At 34.4% G+C, this 19,142-nt stretch carries 17 protein-coding genes; 11 read left to right on the top strand and 6 right to left on the bottom strand.

The features are described 5' to 3' along the window. Nucleotides 1-99: 99 nt before the first annotated feature. Together nagE and DYE31_RS05875 are read left to right on the top strand one after the other, a co-directional pair. Complete coding sequence (gene nagE / locus DYE31_RS05870; RefSeq protein WP_015900577.1) at nt 100-1,584, top strand: N-acetylglucosamine-specific PTS transporter subunit IIBC; 1,485 nt, start codon at nt 100-102, stop codon at nt 1,582-1,584. A 123-nt stretch (nt 1,585-1,707) separates the two neighbouring features. Then, entirely contained in the window at nt 1,708-2,829 is a 1,122-nt protein-coding gene (locus DYE31_RS05875) for an HAD family hydrolase (protein ID WP_015900576.1), read from the top strand. 51 nt (nt 2,830-2,880) lie between these two features. Here the strand turns inward: DYE31_RS05875 and serA are convergent, their stop codons facing one another. The 3 genes from serA to DYE31_RS05890 form a co-directional block, all read right to left on the bottom strand. Further along, the gene (serA, locus tag DYE31_RS05880) at nt 2,881-4,473 is read right to left on the bottom strand and encodes a phosphoglycerate dehydrogenase (protein ID WP_015900575.1); all 1,593 of its coding nucleotides are present in this window, start codon (nt 4,471-4,473) and stop codon (nt 2,881-2,883) included. Further along, entirely contained in the window at nt 4,466-5,623 is a 1,158-nt protein-coding gene (locus DYE31_RS05885; protein ID WP_015900574.1) for a pyridoxal-phosphate-dependent aminotransferase family protein, read from the bottom strand. Before DYE31_RS05885 ends, serA begins: the two co-directional genes overlap by 8 nt. Before the next feature lie 244 nt (nt 5,624-5,867). Beyond that, nucleotides 5,868-6,308, bottom strand: coding sequence for an SACOL1771 family peroxiredoxin (locus DYE31_RS05890; protein ID WP_015900573.1), 441 nt, complete (start codon nt 6,306-6,308; stop codon nt 5,868-5,870). Nucleotides 6,309-6,379: 71 nt separating this feature from the next. Between DYE31_RS05890 and DYE31_RS05895 the strand changes: the two genes are divergently transcribed. Then, the gene (locus DYE31_RS05895) at nt 6,380-7,129 is read left to right on the top strand and encodes a glycerophosphodiester phosphodiesterase (protein ID WP_015900572.1); all 750 of its coding nucleotides are present in this window, start codon (nt 6,380-6,382) and stop codon (nt 7,127-7,129) included. Between the two features lie 317 nt (nt 7,130-7,446). Here the strand turns inward: DYE31_RS05895 and rpsD are convergent, their stop codons facing one another. After that, the gene (gene rpsD / locus DYE31_RS05900) at nt 7,447-8,052 is read right to left on the bottom strand and encodes a 30S ribosomal protein S4 (protein WP_015900571.1); all 606 of its coding nucleotides are present in this window, start codon (nt 8,050-8,052) and stop codon (nt 7,447-7,449) included. A gap of 249 nt (nt 8,053-8,301) precedes the next feature. Continuing rightward, nucleotides 8,302-8,775 carry a GAF domain-containing protein gene (locus tag DYE31_RS05905; protein ID WP_046099185.1) on the bottom strand — a complete coding sequence of 158 codons (474 nt, stop codon included), beginning with the start codon at nt 8,773-8,775 and terminating at the stop codon, nt 8,302-8,304. A gap of 182 nt (nt 8,776-8,957) precedes the next feature. On the opposite strand from DYE31_RS05905, the gene ezrA reads away from it, so the two are divergent. The 7 genes from ezrA (at nt 8,958) to DYE31_RS05940 (ending at nt 17,017) form a co-directional block, all read left to right on the top strand. Continuing rightward, the gene (ezrA, locus tag DYE31_RS05910) at nt 8,958-10,658 is read left to right on the top strand and encodes a septation ring formation regulator EzrA (RefSeq protein ID WP_015900568.1); all 1,701 of its coding nucleotides are present in this window, start codon (nt 8,958-8,960) and stop codon (nt 10,656-10,658) included. A 139-nt stretch (nt 10,659-10,797) separates the two neighbouring features. Continuing rightward, nucleotides 10,798-11,937 carry a cysteine desulfurase family protein gene (locus DYE31_RS05915; protein WP_015900567.1) on the top strand — a complete coding sequence of 380 codons (1,140 nt, stop codon included), beginning with the start codon at nt 10,798-10,800 and terminating at the stop codon, nt 11,935-11,937. Further along, nucleotides 11,934-13,157: a tRNA uracil 4-sulfurtransferase ThiI gene (gene thiI, locus DYE31_RS05920; protein ID WP_053463886.1), complete on the top strand. Its 1,224-nt coding sequence runs from the start codon at nt 11,934-11,936 to the stop codon at nt 13,155-13,157. Before DYE31_RS05915 ends, thiI begins: the two co-directional genes overlap by 4 nt. Before the next feature lie 33 nt (nt 13,158-13,190). Then, nucleotides 13,191-13,964 (top strand): TSUP family transporter, encoded by a 774-nt coding sequence (locus DYE31_RS05925; protein WP_015900564.1) that lies wholly within the window; start codon nt 13,191-13,193, stop codon nt 13,962-13,964. A 218-nt stretch (nt 13,965-14,182) separates the two neighbouring features. After that, nucleotides 14,183-14,683, top strand: coding sequence for a thiol peroxidase (gene tpx, locus DYE31_RS05930; RefSeq protein ID WP_015900563.1), 501 nt, complete (start codon nt 14,183-14,185; stop codon nt 14,681-14,683). Between the two features lie 107 nt (nt 14,684-14,790). Further along, on the top strand, nt 14,791-15,738 hold the full coding sequence (locus tag DYE31_RS05935; RefSeq protein WP_015900562.1) for a class I SAM-dependent methyltransferase: 948 nt from the start codon (nt 14,791-14,793) through the stop codon (nt 15,736-15,738). Nucleotides 15,739-15,820: 82 nt separating this feature from the next. Then, the gene (locus tag DYE31_RS05940) at nt 15,821-17,017 is read left to right on the top strand and encodes an acetate kinase (protein WP_015900561.1); all 1,197 of its coding nucleotides are present in this window, start codon (nt 15,821-15,823) and stop codon (nt 17,015-17,017) included. Nucleotides 17,018-17,191: 174 nt separating this feature from the next. Here DYE31_RS05940 and DYE31_RS05945 read toward each other — a convergent pair whose 3' ends face one another. After that, a complete protein-coding gene (locus DYE31_RS05945) occupies nt 17,192-17,695 on the bottom strand; it encodes a universal stress protein (protein ID WP_015900560.1) in 504 nt (167 codons plus the stop codon). Nucleotides 17,696-17,903: 208 nt separating this feature from the next. Here DYE31_RS05945 and ald point away from each other — a divergent pair, with 208 nt between their 5' ends. Continuing rightward, a complete protein-coding gene (ald, locus tag DYE31_RS05950; protein WP_015900559.1) occupies nt 17,904-19,019 on the top strand; it encodes an alanine dehydrogenase in 1,116 nt (371 codons plus the stop codon). The last annotated feature ends 123 nt before the right edge of the window (nt 19,020-19,142 follow it).

Below are 19,142 nucleotides of genomic sequence, written 5' to 3' on the forward strand. Positions count from 1 at the left end.
TGAACGATGAATAATTTCAATAACATCAAAAAACACTATCTTTTTTTACTGTTTTAATAAAACGTTTTCATACATAATAAATAGAAAAAGGTGAAGTGAATGTTTAATTTTTTACAGCGTTTGGGACGTTCTTTGATGCTGCCAGTTGCCGTATTACCTGCTGCAGCTATCTTGATTGGAATTGGTAATGCTATTAAAGCTTTTCAAGCCAATTCAGTAATTGGACAATTTATTTTCAATTGCGGTTTTGTAATTATGGAAAATCTCGGCATACTCTTTGCAATTGGTGTAGCACTCGGTATGGCTAAGAAAAATGACGGAGCTGTAACATTGGCTGCAGTTGTCGGTTTCTTTGTAGTAACAGGTGTTTTATCTCCCGATAAACTAACCGAATTATTACATGTTAAGGCAGATAAACTCAATGAAGCTTTTACTGCTATGAATGGACAAAATGTATTTGTAGGTCTGATCGTCGGATTGGTTGCTGCTTATTCTTATAACAAGTTCAGCGGAACAGAATTGCCTACGGCATTATCTTTCTTCAGCGGTAAACGCTTGGTTCCGATTATGACAGCATTGTTTTCATCTGTCGTAGCTATTATTTTCTTTTTCGTATGGCCATTTGTTTATGATGCTATTGTAGCGTTTGGTAAGTGGATTATTAATTTTGGTCCTTTCGGTGCATTTTTATATGGATTCTTTAACCGATTATTAATACCGACAGGACTGCATCATGCTTTAAATTCAGTGTTTTGGTTTAATCTTGCAGGTATTGATGATGTTGCCAAATTCCAAACAGGTCATGATGCAGTAAAAGGTATTACAGGTCGTTATATGGCTGGTTTCTTCCCAGTTATGATGTTTGGTATTCCAGCAGCTGCTTTAGCAATGTATCATACGGCAAAAACAGAACAGAAAAAGCGCGTAGCAGGGTTGATGCTTGCTGGTTCAATTTCTGCTTTCTTTGTAGGTGTGACTGAACCAATTGAATTTGCATTCATGTTTGTAGCTCCTGTGCTTTTTGTTATTCATGCATTGTTAACAGGATTATCACTATTTATTGCAGCAATTTTTCATTGGACTGCAGGTTTTGCATTTAGTGCAGGACTGATTGATTTTGTTTTATCATTGTTAAATCCTGTAGCCAATCATCCAATGATGCTGATGGTTCAAGGACTAGTATTCTTTGTAATTTATTATGTTGTGTTCCGAGCAGTTATTCAAATCTTCAACTTAAATACACCAGGACGTGGAGATGATGAAATTGCTGATCCGGTTGTGGAAACAGCAAATGGAGCACCAGCTGGAAGTATAAGTTCAGAAGGTGAACCACGTAAATATGAAAAAATGTCTTCTCAAATTATTGAAGGGCTGGGTGGAAAAGAAAATATTACATCACTTACAAATTGCGCTACGAGATTGCGATTAGAAGTTGCAGATATCAATCAATTAGATAAAAATAAAATTACTCAAGCAGGCGCAGTAGGTGTGACGACAAGCGGTCAGCATAACGCACAAGTCATTATTGGCACTCAAGTTCAACAAGTTGCTGATGAGGTTGAATTGCAAATGGAAACAAATTAAAGTCAATAATTAGAGCAAAGCATAAATCTTTTAAAAAGGTTTGCTTCGCTCTATTGCTTATTTAAGTATTCATTTGTATAATGATACTCATTAATCTGAATTTTCTGAAGTAGGTGCGTAATTATGAAAGCAGTATTATTTGATGTTGATGGTGTATTTTTAAGTGAAGAGCGCTGTTTTGATGTATCAGCATTAACAGTATATGAAATTTTGATGAGTCATCAATTTTTGAAATTAATGCAGAATGTCAAATTCAATAAAATCGCTAATAGTGATATTACCCTGATTCGTCAGGTTGTATTTGACCAAGATAAAATACTAAATGCAATGAAGTCACGTGGTTTGAATTCTAATTGGGACATGCTGTTTATTGCCTTATCAATTCATTTGATTGATTTATTAAAAAATGTCTCTCCGGAAGAAAAGGAAGCATTTTTGACAGCACATCCATTTACAGATGTAACACTACAAGAGCTTGGAGAGAATTTAAATGACCATACTCTAGATTTTGTAAAACCATTAAATTTTATGGAAAATGCTGAATCAGGAAAATCACAAATTTATCGTGATTTAAGAAAATATGCTGAACAAGAATTGAATACTACTCATACTGAACTGTTTGAAATTAGAAGTCCATTGTGGGAAATTGCTCAAGAGGTTTATCAAGAATGGTATTTAGGACATCGTTTATATCGTAAGGTAGAAAATAAAACACCACGCAGTGATTTTAAAACTGGCTATATTTATCAAGAATCAGAATTAGCTCCTATTGATCAAATTCAAAAGCTGCTCAGTGATTTAAAAGAAGCAGGTTATCAACTTGCGATTGCGACGGGGCGCCCTAGAACAGAAACTCTTGTTCCATTTGAAGATAAAGGACTAGCTTCTTTCTTTGATCCACACCATATAGCAACTGCTTCTGAAGTGTTAAAAGCAGAAGAACGATTTCCAGAATTAAAGCCTTTAGGCAAACCTAATCCATTTAGTTATATTACTGCATATAATGGTAATGATGAATCAAATTATCGTGAATACGCTGAACAACAAGAAAATATATTCTCTGATCAGGAAATATTTATAGTAGGGGATTCTTTAGCGGATTTATTTAGTGCTGATACAACTGATGCAACTTTTATAGGAACTTTGACAGGTTTGAAAGGTAAAGCAGCGAAAGATGAATTAGCAGTACATCAAGCAGATTACATCGTTGATAATGTATTAGATATTCGAAAAATATTATTATAAAAATTTTAAAACCAGCTGGAGAGATCTTCTCCCAGCTGGTTTTTATAATGATTATTTACTTAAATCTACAAACTGAATATTTTTGAAACCATCAATTTGGAAAAGTGCTTTGATGATATCTTCAGAAACTGTATGGTCGACTGATATAATCATCATTGCATCGCCGCCTTCTTCTGCACGGCCTAAATGCATTGAAGCAATATTAATATCATATTCTCCTAAAATCTGTCCCGTTCTACCTACAATACCAGGTCGGTCTGTATGATTAATAATTAATTGGTATTCGGCAGGTTTAAAATCAACAGGGTAGTCGTTGATTCTTACAATACGAGGACCATAACCATTTAGTACTGTAGCACCAACCGTAACGACTTGGTCACGATTAATCATTGTTAATTCGATGTAATTATTAAATGAACGTGATTTAGCATCTTTTTCGACATTATATACGACATTTTGTTCATTTAATAAGAAGAGTGAGTTCACAAGATTTACGCGATCTCCTAAATCTTGAGATAATACGCCTTTAGCAATAGTACGTGTCAAAATATTTGTATCTTCTTTGACAAGTTGACCGCTGAATTTAATTTTAAGTTCACGCGGTGCTTTTCCAAGAAGCTGAATACAAACTTTACCCGCCATATCACAAAGATCGATATAATCTTGTAATTCTTTATCTTCCTCTCCAAAAATCATTTTCGGTGCATTAATTGCATGACGAACATTACCAGTATGGAAAAATTCTGCAATCTCATTAGAAACTGAAACGGCTACTTTTTCTTGTGCTTCAACAGTAGAAGCTCCTAGATGTGGTGTTACAATTACTTTATCATGTTTAACTAAAGGTGAATTGGTAGCAGGTTCATGTGTGAATACATCAATTGCAGCACGTGCGATTAGCCCTTTATCTAATGCTTCAACTAATTCTTCTTCATCGATAATACCGCCACGTGCTACGTTGATAATTTGTAATTGCGGTTTTGCTTGTTCAAAAAACTCTTTACCAATCATACCCTTAGTTTTAGCAGTAAGGGGAGTATGAACTGTAACAAAATCAGCCTTTTGTGCAATTTCCTCAACACTTGCACGTTCGATATCTAACTCTTGAGCTTTTTCAGCAGTTAAATATGGATCAAAGGCAATGATTTTCATACCAAAGCTTTTTGCGCGTTTAGCAACACCTAATCCAATTCTGCCAGTTCCGATTACGCCCAAAGTTTTATGATAAAGTTCAGTACCTTTAAATTCAGAACGATTCCATTTTCCTTCTTTAAGAGATTGATGTGCCATCGGAATTTGACGAGCCATAGCTAAAATCATAGCCATTGAATGTTCTGTTGCAGAAATTGTATTTCCATCCGGTGCATTGATGACCAAAACACCGCGTTTTGTTGCGGCATCTTTATTTATATTATCTACACCCACACCAGCGCGAGCAATTATTTTTAAATTATCCGCTGCCTCAATGACATCTTCAGTGACTTGAGTTTGGCTTCTCACAATGAGTCCATCGTATGCTTTGATTTTTTCAATTAGTTCATCTGGAGAAAGTGATGTATCTATATCCACTTCAAATTGTTCATCATCTAATAAAGTTTGCAACCCGTCCTTAGCGATAGGGTCTGATACTAAAATTTTATACATAATCTTTAATCACCTCTAAATAAGCTTTTGTACCTTTACCAATATAAGATTCATTTCTTAAGTCACTTAAAATAACTTCTAAAGCACTTACGCATTGTAATATGTCAGCTGTATCAATGGTTCCTAGATGACCAATACGTAAGATTTTTCCTTTTAATTTTCCTTGACCCCCAGCAATTGTAATGTTGAAGCGATTTAACAATTGATTTTTAATTGAGGAAATTTCCTCAGATGTTGGTGGAACAAAGGCTGTAACAGTAGGTGAAGCATATTCATCTTCCACAAGAAGTGGTAAATCTAACGCTTTTAGCGCAGCACGTAAACCGTCACGTATTACATAATGTCTTTTGATTACATTGTTGAATCCCTCATCTTCAACAAGTTCTGCATATGCAGCTACACCTTTATATAAACTTACGTTTGGTGTGAAAGGTGTTGAATTATTTTCAGCAGATGCAATATATTTATTAAAATCTAAATAAAAACGTGGTGTTTCTACTTCAGCAAAACGATCTTTTGCTCTATCTGAATATGCAGCAAAAGCCAATCCAGGTGGTAACATTAATGCTTTTTGGCTCCCTGCAACTAGTACATCGATATTGTCGCGTTTAAGGTTGACATCAACTGCGCCCACACAGCTGACACCATCAACTACAAAATAAGTTTCAGGATATTTTTCATGTATTGCTTTGCCTAATTCATGAATAGGGTGTACTACAGTTGTTGATGTCTCACAGTATTGTGTATATACTGCAGTCACATCTTCAGTCAATGAATTTAAATAATCCATAAATTCATTGACATTAACTGCTTCTCCCCATGTAACATTGTAAACATGTACATGATTAAAATACGTTTCTGCAATTTGTTTGAAACGATTGCCGAATGTTCCAGAAACTATAACAACAACATGGTCATCTGGATTAACCAAATTGACCATGCTTGCTTCTAAAGCACTCGTACCGCTGGATGTAAAAATAAGTACGTCATTTTCTGAACCGAAAACAGGCTTCAACCCTTTATAAGCCTTTTCAGCAACTTTCTCAAATTCTTTTGTACGATGACCAATCATTGGTTCTTGGATGACGCGTTGAATACGGTCCGGAATCGGAGTTGGTCCCGGTGTTAATAACAATGGATGATGATACATATAGATTTCCCCCTAACAACAAGATTGTTTCATTTTATCAAATATTCTGAAAATAAGGAAGTGAATTTATGTGTAAATATGGAGTATTTGCAACAATTTAACACTTCAACAGATTGTAAGCGGTTACTCTTATTTGGGCTATAAATATATTTTTGAAAAGAGCAATTTTAGTGTTTTTTGTAGCTTTTTAATTAAAAAGAGACCAAACAAAATAAATCTACTTTGCTTGGCCATTCTTAGTGAGTTATAAAATAGTTGGTTCTATTTTAATTTCTACATTACCTCGTATAGAATTTGAAATCATACAGTTGTTATCTGCGATTTTTAATAATGAATTGAGGCGTTTTTCAAGTTGTTCTTTTTCAGTTCTATTTACAGTGATTTGCGGTTTATGTGTAATACGTTCCATTTTAAATTTACCGTTATTAAGTGAAGCAGTTCCTATAGATTGTTGATTAATAGATACAGAAGTAAAACGAGCACGTTCTAAAGCTGCAGCAAGTGAAATTATATAGCAAGAAGAAGCTGCAGCTACAAGCATTTCATCTGGGTTAGTGCCTACACCTTGGCCTCCTAATGAGCCTGGGATAGAAATTTCTTCGTTAATCACATTACCTTGAGCACGTCCCACTTCATCACGGCCACCACTCCATTGCGTATTTATAATAAAATCATGTTCTGGCATTTTTCTTTTACCCCCCATTTTATATATGATAAATTATTTTTAAAGCTTATTAACAAAAAAGGATGGATTACATGCATAAAATCAAACCAGACGATGAACTTAAAATAATCGCACATCGCGGTTTTAATATTGATTATCCTGAAAATACACTGCTTGCTTACAAAGCAGCATTAAATACGAATATAAATATGTTGGAAATAGATGTTCATTTGACCAAAGATCAAGAATTAGTAGTGATTCATGATGATAGAATTGACCGAACATCTAACGGTTCTGGTTATATTAAAAATTATACATTAGATGAATTGAAAAGCTATGATTTCGGGTTATGGAAGGATAGCACTTTTGAGGGAACTAGAATCATGACATTTGGAGAGGTTGTTAAACTTATACAACCATATGATATAACTTTATTGATAGAAATTAAAAAGCCGAGTCAATATCCTAATATTGAAGAAATATTGTTGCGTGAACTTAAAGAATATCGCTTGAATCCTGAACGTGCTATCTTACAATCATTTGATGAAAAGAGTATCCAGAAAATTGCCGAAATCACGCGGGAATATGAATTAGGGTTACTTTTAAGTAAGAAGAAATATTTAATGAGAATGCCTAACTTCAATAAAATAGCTAAATTCTGTGAATATGTAAATCCGAACTATCAATTAGTGAACCGTAAATTTGTTGAAAGGGCACATGCACATCGTTTAAAAGTAATGCCTTATACAGTCAATAATGTTGAAGAAATACAAAAATTAATAGATCTTGGTGTAGACGGTATTATAACTGATGGGCCTAATTATTATTTTGAATTAGATTGATGAAAATTATTGTATAATAATATTAGGATATCAAATAGGAGGAAGAGCGAAAGACATCAAGTAAAAACAAAAGATTTCTTTCCTCAGATTATTGTTATGAAAATTAATTTGAAATTTGAAAGTAAAAAAGAATTAGCAAGTTGGATTATTGTAATTGTTGGCGTAGTAATCTACAGAATTATTAAAACTAAAAAGAATAAGTAAGAGGGAAAAGCGAGAAAACTAGAAAATAGTTTCTCGCTTTCTCATTTTTTAGATTGGATTTACATCAAAAAAGCACTGCTCTCCAATTGGAAAGCAGTGCTTGAAAAGTTCTATTATTTACCTGAGTAGTACTCAACGATAAGTTGTTCGTTGATTTCAGCAGGTAATTCGCTACGTTCAGGAACGCGTACGAAAGTACCAGATAATTTTTCTTCGTCAAAGTCTAAGTATTCAGGAACAAAGTTGTTAATTTCAACTGATTCTTGAATGATGTCTAGTTTTTGAGATTTTTCTCTAACTGAGACAACTTGACCTGGTTTTAAAGTATAAGATGGAATGTTTACACGTTTACCATCTACTTCAATGTGCCCATGACCTACTAATTGACGAGCTTGACGACGAGTACGTGCTAAACCTAAAGCATATACGACAGCGTCTAAACGTCTAGCTAATAAGCGCATGAAGTTTTCACCATGCACACCAGATTGTTTACCGGCTTCGATAAATGTATTGTGGAATTGTCTTTCAGTAATTCCATACAAGTAACGTAATTTTTGTTTTTCACGCAATTGAATTGCATATTCTGATAATTTTTTTCTTTGGTTAGGACCATGTTGTCCTGGTGCGTAAGGGCGTTTTTCTAATTCTTTACCAGTACCGCTTAAAGAAATACCTAAACGACGAGATTTTTTCCAGTTTGAACCTCTGAATCGAGCCATATTAAGACTCCTCCTTTTGTTTTTTTAAATTTGTAATGAAAAAACAAAAAAGAGTGTTGTATGCTTATTAAGATATGTTGTTTTATGTGTCCTCGCCTCATAGCTACGGTTACACGGCACGTCCGCGTTGGGAACAACATAGCGCCTAATAATATACAACTGCTACTTTCGTTAATTCACACAAAGAGTATTGTACCATTTACACCGGTAAAGTCAATACATTTATAGAAAATAGTAGAATCTATCGTATTATTTCACCGTTTGAGCAATTTGTTTTTCTAATATTTTCATGATGGATTCTAAACCAACTTGATCATCTACTGTAAAACGTTCTTTGATTGGCGCATCAATATCTAATAATCCGATAACTTCTCCATTGCGATGCATGGGTATCACAATTTCAGATTGGCTACGCGCATCACAAGCAATATGACCAGGGAATGCATGTACATCATCCACACGTTGTGTGATATCTTTTTCAACAGAAGTGCCGCATACACCTTTACCAATTTGAATAGGTGTACAAGCAGGGCGTCCTTGGAATGGACCTAAAATCAATTGCCCGTCTTCGATTAAATAAAAACCTAACCAGTTAATATTAGACAAATTTTCATTTAATAAAGCAGAAGTATTGCTTAATAATGTAATCATATATTTTTCATCAGCATTTAAACCTTCAAGCTGCTGCTGAATAGATTTATAATTAGTTGTAGTTTGAGTCACTTAAAAGACCTCTTTTCCATCTATAATTTTCCATATTATAATATGTTTTCTAAAATTATTTCAATTCAAATCGCTTTTTAGTTCAAATGTAAGGAGATTGTTATAAGAAAGTTAAGATTTTTATTTTAATGAGACCCAAAATTACGCTATAATAAGAAGTGATTAAATAGGAGGAGAAAACAATGGCACTGTATATCATTTTAGCAGTTATCATTATAGCATTGGTAGTTGTCGGTATCATGTTCTATCTCCGTTCTTCAAAACGTCAAGTGGTTGAGCAAACGGAAGAGCGCAAGATAGAGGTTGAAAAACTAACTTTAGATGATCGTTTAAGTGAATTAGACGAGTTAAATCTAAAAGGGGAAACACAACAAGAACACGACCGCTTAAAGCGCGAATCATTAAATAATATTAATGAGAATTTAAGCCCGGTTGAAGAGAAAATTCATAATGCTGAGGAAAACTTTGATAAGTTCAAATTCTCAGCAGCCCAATCCGAACTTGACGATGCAAATACTTTAATGGATCGCTACGAGTCGCAACATAGTAAACTTTCAGAAGAAGTTGACAATATTCTTTCTTTACATAAAGACAGCGATCGACTTTATGAAGAAAGTAAGAATAATTATCGTGAGATGAAACGAGATGTACTCGCGAATCGTCATCAATTTGGAGAAGCAGCAGATCCATTAGAAAAAGAAATTGAATCCTTTGAGCCTGAATTGATTAAATATACAGAGCTTAAAGAGGATGGGAATTATCGTCAAGCTCATGAACACATCGCTACTTTAAATGAAGACATGAACTATTTGAAAAAGGATATGGAAGAAATACCAGAATTAATTCGTGAAGCACAAAAAGAATTACCTGGTCAATTCCAAGATTTAAAATATGGTTGTCGTGATTTGAAAGTAGAAGGTTATGATTTAGACCATGTGAAAATTGACAGCACACTTCAAACACTCAAAACAGAATTGAGTTTTGTAGAACCAATGATTAGTCGTTTAGAACTTGAAGAAGCAAATAATAAATTGATCGGAATCAATGATCAATTAGATGAAATGTATGACCTTATTGAACATGAAGTAAAAGCTAAGAATAAAGTAGATGAAACAAAAGAAGTCATCACGAGTGATTTATTCAAAGCAAAAGATATGAACTACACACTTCAAACTGAAATTGAATATGTACGTGAAAACTACTATATCAATGAAACAGATATTCAAAATGTACGTCAATTCGAAAATGAAATTCAAAATCTGATTGCCGTATATGATGATATTTTAAGAGAGATGGCTAAATCAGCTGTTCGATATAGTGAAGTTCAAGATAATTTGGCCTACATCGAAGATCATGTTCAAGTGATTAATGAAAAACAAGAAAAACTTCAAAATCACTTGATTCAATTGCGTGAAGATGAAGCTGAAGCAGAAGATAATATTTTACGTGTACAATCTAAAAAAGAAGAAGTATACCGACGTTTACTTGCTTCGAATTTAACGAGTGTTCCAGAACGATTCATTATTATGAAAAATGAAATTGATCATGAAGTTCGTGAAATCAATAGTCAATTCAGTGAACGTCCAATCAACGTAAAACACTTGAAAGATAAAGTGACAAAAGTTGTGCTGCATATGAATAATTTTGAAAATGAAGCAACAGACGTACTTGTAAATGCAGTACTTGCTGAAAAATTGATTCAATACGGCAACCGTTATCGTAAAGATGACAGCAGTATAGATAAGAGCTTGAATGAAGCGGAACGTTTATTTAAAAACAACCGTTACAAACGTGCAATCGAAATTGCAGAACAAGCATTAGATTCAGTGGATCCTGGTATTTCACAACGTATTGAAGACGAAGTTATCTCACAAAACCAATAGTTAAGCGTTAAAATCCTGAGGCTATCTTAAGCTTCAGGATTTTTTGTGTATTGAGAAATTACTGAGGTATGGTAAAATATAAAAATTGGAAGTGAGTCGGAACAGAGAAAGAATTAAACTAAGTGGAAGTGACTTAAAAGTGATTTATCTAGATAATGCAGCGACAACAAAACCTGCACAAGATGTATTAAATACGTATGTTAAAGTGAACCAAGATTTATACTTTAATCCAAACAGCCCGCATAAAGCAGGGTTGCAGGCAGAGCAATTATTGCAGCAAGCTAAAGTACAAATTAATCAGATATTAGGACTTGAAGATCGCTTTGATATCATATTTACAAGCGGTGCAACTGAGTCTAATAACATGGTATTAAAAGGAGCAGCTTATAATAGAAAGCCTTATGCTGATGAAATTATCGTTTCAGTTATAGAACATCCTTCTGTATTAGAAGTAATGCGTCAATTAGAAGAAGAAGGATTTAATTTGAAATATGTCAATGTTACTAAAGAAGGTAAGATTGATTTAGAACATCTAAAAACATTAATGACTAATCGTGTCGGCTTAGTCACATGTATGCAAGTGAATAATATTACAGGCCAAGAACAACCAATTACTGAAATTGCAGAACTATTAGAAGATTATCCTAAAGCACATTTTCATGTTGATGCAGTACAAGCAATCGGTAAAGTGCCACTAACCTTTAATCGTGTAGATAGTATGAGTTTCAGTGGACATAAATTTAATGGACTAAAAGGGCAAGGGTTACTACTAGTACGCAATATTCATAATCTTGAACCTGTTATCCACGGTGGCGGACAAGAATACGGTTTAAGAAGCGGTACAGTAAATCTTCCTATAGACATTGCGATTGTTAAAGCGTTAAAACACGCTGTACAAGAACGTGAAGCATTAAATAGTCGTTTACGTAATTATAATGAGGACTTACGTCAATTCATGCAAAACTATAAAGGTGTGAAAATAAATTCACCTCAAAACAGTGCCCCTCATATTTTAAATGTAGGTTTTGATGGCGTAAAAGGCGAAGTATTAGTAAATGCATTTTCTAAACAAGATGTTATGCTCTCTACAACAAGTGCATGCTCTTCTAAACGCGGTCATCTTAATGAAGTCCTTTTATCTATGGGGATTTCAGAATCACGTATTGAAGGAAGTATTCGTATTTCTATGGGAGATTTAACGTCTGCTGATGATATTAAAGGATTTAAAATTGCATTTGAAAAAGTATATGAAGAAATGAAGGAGTTGCTAAAACCATGATGTATGATCATATATTAGTCAGATATGGCGAATTGACGTTAAAAGGCGCGAATCGTAAGATGTTTGTTAACAAATTACGTTCGAATGTGAAACAAGCGTTAATGCCGCTTCAAGGCTACAATGTAAAAGCAAACAGAGACAGAATGTATATAGAAGTGACACCAGAAGCTGATATTGAAGAAATGATGCGTCGCATCAGCAAAGTGTTTGGTGTTAAATCTATCAGTCCAGTGATGAAAATCGAAAAAGATTTAGAAGTAGCAAAAGCACAAGCAAGTGACTTTGCGAAAACATATGCAGAAGGCGACTCTTTTAAAATTGATGTAAAACGTTCAGATAAACAATTTCCTTATGACACATATCAATTACAACGTATTTTAGGCGGTGCAGTTTTAGAAAACAACCCGCAAGTTCATGTAAACGTTCGTCAACCAGATCACATTATTAAAACAGAAGTCCGTTTAGATGCAATTTATATCTATGATCGTGTGATTGATGGTGCAGGCGGATTGCCAGTTGGAACAGGCGGTAAAACATTACTTATGCTTTCAGGCGGTATTGATTCTCCTGTAGCTGGAATGGAAATAATGCGTCGCGGTGTTACAATTGAAGCAATTCATTTCCACAGTCCGCCATTTACAAGTGAAAAAGCTAAAGAAAAAGTGATTGAACTGACTCGTATTTTAGCTGAACATGTAGGACCGATTAAACTGCATATTGTACCTTTTACCGAAGTACAAAAACAAATCAACAAGGTGGTTTATGATCGTTATACAATGACATCAACGCGTCGAATGATGATGCGTATTGCAGATAAAGTGGTGCATAATATCGGGGCAGATGCAATCGTAAACGGTGAAAATTTGGGGCAAGTTGCGAGTCAAACACTGAAAAGTATGTATGCGATTAATCATGTGACAACAACACCAGTTTTAAGACCTTTACTTACTTTAGATAAAGAAGATATTGTCATTAAAGCGAAAGAGTATGGAACTTACGAAACATCTATTCAACCATTTGAAGATTGTTGTACTATTTTCACACCGAAAAATCCAGTTACGGAACCGGATTTTAAAAAAGTTGAAAAATATGAAGGGGTTTTCGACTTCAGTGAAATGATTGAACGTGCAGTTAATAACGTTGAAACAATTGAAATCACTAAAGATTATCAAAGTCAAAAAGATAAAGATACTGAAACGTTAATGCAAGATTTATTTTAAGAGCATCGTTTTAACAAAGGGGAAAAAGACGTCATGGAATGGGACTTAACATTAATTATTGTTATCGTTTTATTTGGTTTCTTAGCTGCTTTTATTGATTCGGTAGTTGGAGGCGGCGGATTAATTTCTACACCTGCTTTATTAGCCGTCGGTCTGCCACCTGCTGTAGCACTAGGAACTAATAAATTAGCAAGTTCATTCGGTTCACTGACTAGCGCATTGAAGTTTATTCGCTCCGGTAAGGTCGATTTGAAAATTGTCGGGAAGTTATTTCCATTTATTTTCATTGCTGCAGCGGGCGGTGCCAGTTTGGCATCATTTTTACCTGCGTCAGTTTTAAAACCGCTTGTGATTATAATCTTAACTGTGGTGATGATTTATACTTTGATGCGTAAAGACTGGGGTAGTATCAGAACGTATCAAAAACTATCACCAGGCAAAGCCGTTATATTTACCATTATATTGTTATGTATTGGATTTTATGATGGATTTTTAGGCGGCGGCACAGGTTCATTTTTCCTATTTACATTATTAATTGTCGGCTTTGACTTTTTGAGTGCAGCAGGGAATGCGAAAGTTTTAAATTTTGCATCTAATGTAGGGGCATTAGTACTGTTTATGATTTTAGGGAAAGTGGATTATGGCATTGGATTATTGATGGCAGTGAGCATGATAATCGGTTCATATGCAGGTGCGCAATTTGCTTTGCGACAAGGTGTAGGCTATGTTAAAGCATTGTTTGTAATTGTTACAAGTGCTTTGATTTTAAAAAATATATATGATTATGTACAGCAATGGCTGTCATAGGATAACAAGATGTGTTCAACTTATACAAAGAGATGAACACATCTTTTTTAATGGAAAAGTGTAAATCTTATTTTGTATAGGAAATTGTGGCATTTATGATGATTGAGTACCAAAAAATTATATTTGTATGAACCATAATCATTGGTCATCTAAGATTGATATCGTTATAATTAGGGTAGTAGAAATAAATAACAGAATCTTAGGAGGTCGTTTATTTTATGGTACAAATTACATTCGGCGGAGATCCCGTAACATTATCAGGCAATCCAGTGGAAGAAGGTCAAACAGCACCAGATTTCACAGTTGTAAACAACGATTTAGAAGAAGTGACACTAAAAGATTATGATGGCAAGAAAAAATTAATCAGTGCAGTACCTTCAATTGATACTGGTGTATGTGACAAACAAACACGTAAATTCAATGAAGAAGCTTCTTCAGAAGAAGGCGGCGTTGTGTTAACAATCTCTGAAGACTTGCCTTTCGCACAAAAAAGATGGTGTGCAGCAAGCGGATTAGATAACGTTATTTTATTAAGTGATTACCAAAAACATTCATTTGGTAAAAACTTTGGTGTGCTAATGGAAGGCTTAGAATTATTAGCACGTTCTGTATTCGTATTAGATAAAGACAACAAAGTTGTTTATTCTGAAATTGTAAGTGAAGGAACTGATTTCCCAGACTTTGAATCAGCTTTAAAAGCTTATAAAGAATTGGACTAATAAACAAGATATAAAGATCTTTTAAATAAATATAAGATTAGACTGCTCATAATTAGTGCTAGTAGTACTTATTGATTATGAGCAGTTTTTTTAGGAAGGGTTTTAATATGGCTGAAGAAAAAACTATAATGGAACGATTGTTCCAAGAATTAGATAGCAAAACAAAAGCATTGAACGAGGAAAACGGACAAAGTTTTATTGAAAATCTTGGATTGGCAATGGAAGATATTTACCAAAATAATCGTGAATTATTAGAACAAGCAACGTTAGCTGATCGACGTAAAGCTTTTCAATTTGCATACCTTAGTCTAATGCAGCAACAAGAAATTCAAGCCAACCATCAAATTACACCGGATTCAATTGGTTTGATTTTGGGCTATTTGGTTGAAAGATTTACTGAAGGCAAAAAAGAATTAAATATTGTTGATTTGACAAGTGGAAGCGGTCATTTAAGTGCAACTGTTCATGAGGTATTAAAAGATCAAACATTAATGCATCATTTAGTTGAGGTAGATCCTGTATTATCACGTGTCAGTGTACATCTTGCGAATTTCTTAGAAATACCTTTTGATGTTTATCCTCAAGATGCAATTATGCCATTACCTTTCGAAGAAGCAGATGTAGTAATCGGGGATCTTCCAGTGGGCTATTATCCAGTTGATGATCGAAGTCATGAAATGAAACTTGGTTTTGAAGAAGGACATAGTTATGCACATTATCTATTAATTGAACAAGCTGTAGAAGCATTGAGAGGAAGCGGGTATGCTTTCTTGGTAGTGCCTAGCAATATTTTTGAAGGAGAGAATGTAAAACAGCTTGAAAAATTCATTGCAACAGATACAGAAATGCAGGCATTTTTGAACCTTCCCAAAACATTATTCAAAAGTGAAAATTCACGTAAATCTATATTGATATTACAGAAAAAGGAACGTGACGTAACGCTCTCTGTTGAGGTATTGCTTGCTAATATTCCTGATTTTAAAGATCCTCAGCAATTCCAAAAATTCATGGGTGAATTGAACGAGTGGCTGCAACAAAATCATCACAAAAATTAACTGTAACAATCTTGTATTTAAACTGTATTAATGGTTAAATAGATATGGTAAAAGAAAATGGAAAAATTGGAGGCATAATCTTATGTCAAATTTAGTTTTAGCGATTAACGCAGGCAGCTCATCATTGAAATTTCAACTTATCGAAATACCTGAAGAGAAATTAGTCAGTAAAGGATTAATTGAAAGAATCGGACTCAAAGGTTCAAAGATAACTGTTGAATATGATGGTCGTAAATTTACGGATGAAAAAGAAATCAATGACCATGTGCAAGCTGTAAACATTATGTTAGATAATTTAATCGATTTAGGTATTATTCGTGATATCAATGACATCGATGGAACAGGACACCGTGTTGTACACGGCGGTGAACTTTTCCCTGAATCAGCTTTAGTTACAAATAATGTTGAAAAACAAATTGAATCACTTACTGAACTTGCGCCGTTGCATAATCCGGCAAACTTAATGGGTATACGCGCGTTCCGTAAGTTATTGCCAGGTATTCCTCATGTAGCAGTATTTGATACATCATTCCACCAAACAATGCCAGAGCAAGCATATTTATATAGTTTACCGTTCCATTATTATAAAGATTACGGTATTCGTAAGTACGGCTTCCATGGTACAAGCCATAAATATGTATCTCAGCGTGCTGCTGAAATTTTAGGAAAACCAATTGAAGAATTACGTATTATTTCTTGTCATATCGGAAATGGTGCTTCTATCGCTGCAATCGACGGCGGCGAATCAGTTGATACTTCAATGGGCTTTACACCATTAGCAGGGGTTACAATGGGTACACGTTCAGGTGACATTGACCCGGCATTAATTCCTTATATTATGGAAAAAACAGGTAAGAGCGCAGAAGCTGTATTAGATATCTTGAATAAAGAATCAGGTTTACTTGGTATTTCAGGTACTTCAAGTGACTTGAGAGATTTGGAGCAAGATGCTGAAGAGGGTAAAACTCGCGCTCAACTTGCATTAGATGTTTTTGCATCTAGAATCCATAAATATATCGGTTCTTATGCAGCTAAAATGCATGGTGTAGATGTTGTTATTTTCACAGCTGGAGTAGGAGAGAACTCTGATGAAGTACGTGCGCGTGTATTAGAAGGACTAGAATTCATGGGTGTGTATTGGGATCCTAAGAAAAATTCTCAATTGCATGGTACTGAAGGATTTATCAATTATCCTCACTCACCAGTTAAAGTTATTGTTATTCCAACAAATGAAGAAGTTATGATTGCAAGAGATGCAGTTAAATTCGGCAGCTTGTAATTAAAAAATAATCCAGTTGATAGCTTATTTGTCTTTTAATTAAGAAAAAGCTATCAACTGGATTAATTTTATTTTGTATTTAAATATTTTACCAAAACAAAACCAGGGCAGATTTTATATCATCTGTCCTGGTTATTTTTAACTTAAATATTCACTGGAAGTAATAATTGATAATTATTTTGCTTGATATTGTTTGCGTAATTCTTCAGTAGCAACTTGTGGTTGGAAATCTTCAGGAATTTCTTCTGTACGAACAACCAACACATCACAAGGAGAGTGGCGTACAATTGCTTCAGATACTGAGCCCACAATAAATCTTTCAACAGCATTTAAACCAGATGTACCACAAATTACTAAGTCTGCATCTACTTCTTTAGCAATTTTTTTAGGGATAATTGCTTTAGGAGAACCAAACTCTAATAATGTTTCTACATCTTTTACGCCTTCTTTATGCGCAAAATCTTTATAGCCTTTTAATAATTCTTCTGAGAATTGTTTTGATTTCTCAGTGAATTGAACATCGTACACCTCATAAGAAGTATAAGTTCTTGAATCAATAACATTTGTAATAATGAGTTTAGCATCATTACGCTTTGCAACTTCCACCGCTTTATTGAATGCCCATTCTGCTTCTTGTGATCCATCAACGGCGATTAAAATATGTTTGTAAGTTAACATCGTAAATGACCTCCTTCTTCTATTCATGTTTATTTTATCACAGTTGACAGAATATTAGAAATGATTATATAAAACAAAATTTTTACAATTAAGTGAAGGTTGCAATAATCTTATTATTCGTAATAATTTAAACTTATCAATAATTGTCGGCATAATGATTGCGCTTTCATCACATTCGCGTTACGATAATGCATGGGAGGTGTACGGAATGAAAATAGGTATTCCAAAAGAGATAAAAAACAATGAAAACAGAGTAGGTTTATCACCAAGTGGTGTGCATGCATTAGTTGAGAAAGGGCATACTGTGCTTGTCGAACACACTGCTGGAGAAGGTTCATTCTTTACGGATGAAGATTATAAAGCTGTAGGTGCTGAAATTGTAAATAGCGCTGGAGAAGCTTGGGATGTAGAAATGGTTATTAAGGTTAAAGAACCAATCAAAGAAGAATATCAATACTTCAGAGAGGATTTAATCTTATTCACTTATTTACACTTGGCAAACGACAAAGAATTGACTGAAGCATTAGCTGACAACAAAGTTGTAGCAATTGCTTATGAAACAGTTCAATTGCCAGATAACTCATTACCATTATTAACACCAATGAGTGAAGTTGCAGGAAGAATGGCAGCGCAAATCGGTGCGCAATTCTTGCAAAAATTCTACGGAGGTAAAGGTATTTTACTTTCTGGTATTCCTGGTGTTCCTAAAGGTAATGTAACAATTATCGGTGGTGGCCAAGCAGGTACAAATGCTGCTAAAATCGCTTTAGGTTTAGGTGCAAACGTAACAATCTTAGACGTTAACCCTAAACGTTTACAAGAGCTTGAAGATTTATTTGATGGACGTGTTAACACTATCATGTCTAACCCATTAAATATTGAAGAAGCTGTAGTAAACAGTGACTTTGTAATCGGTGCAGTATTAATTCCTGGTGCTAAAGCGCCTAAATTAGTTACTGAAGATATGGTTAAACAAATGAAAGACGGTTCAGTTATGGTTGATATCGCGATTGACCAAGGCGGAATCTTCGAAACTTCAGACCATGTCACTACTCATGATGATCCAACTTATATCAAACATGGTGTAGTTCACTATGCAGTAGCTAACATGCCAGGTGCGGTTCCACGTACTTCTACAGTTGGTTTAAACAATGCAACTTTACCTTATGCATTGCAAATTGCTAATAAAGGTTACTTAAATGCATTACGTGATAACCAACCATTATCATTAGGATTAAACGTTTATGACGGCAAAGTTACAAACGAAGGTGTCGCAAAAGCGCTTGATCTTCCGTATACACCAGTAGATAAAGCATTAATTTAATTCAATTAGAATAATTAATGGGATGTCAAAGAGGAGATGAATTAATTTTCCTCAGTAAACATCAATTTAAAAGCTCCAGCAATTCTGTTTAGGGTTTTACAGAATATGCTGGAGTTTTTTGTA

The sequence above is a fragment of the Staphylococcus carnosus genome, assembly GCF_900458435.1.
Lineage (GTDB): Bacteria > Bacillota > Bacilli > Staphylococcales > Staphylococcaceae > Staphylococcus > Staphylococcus carnosus.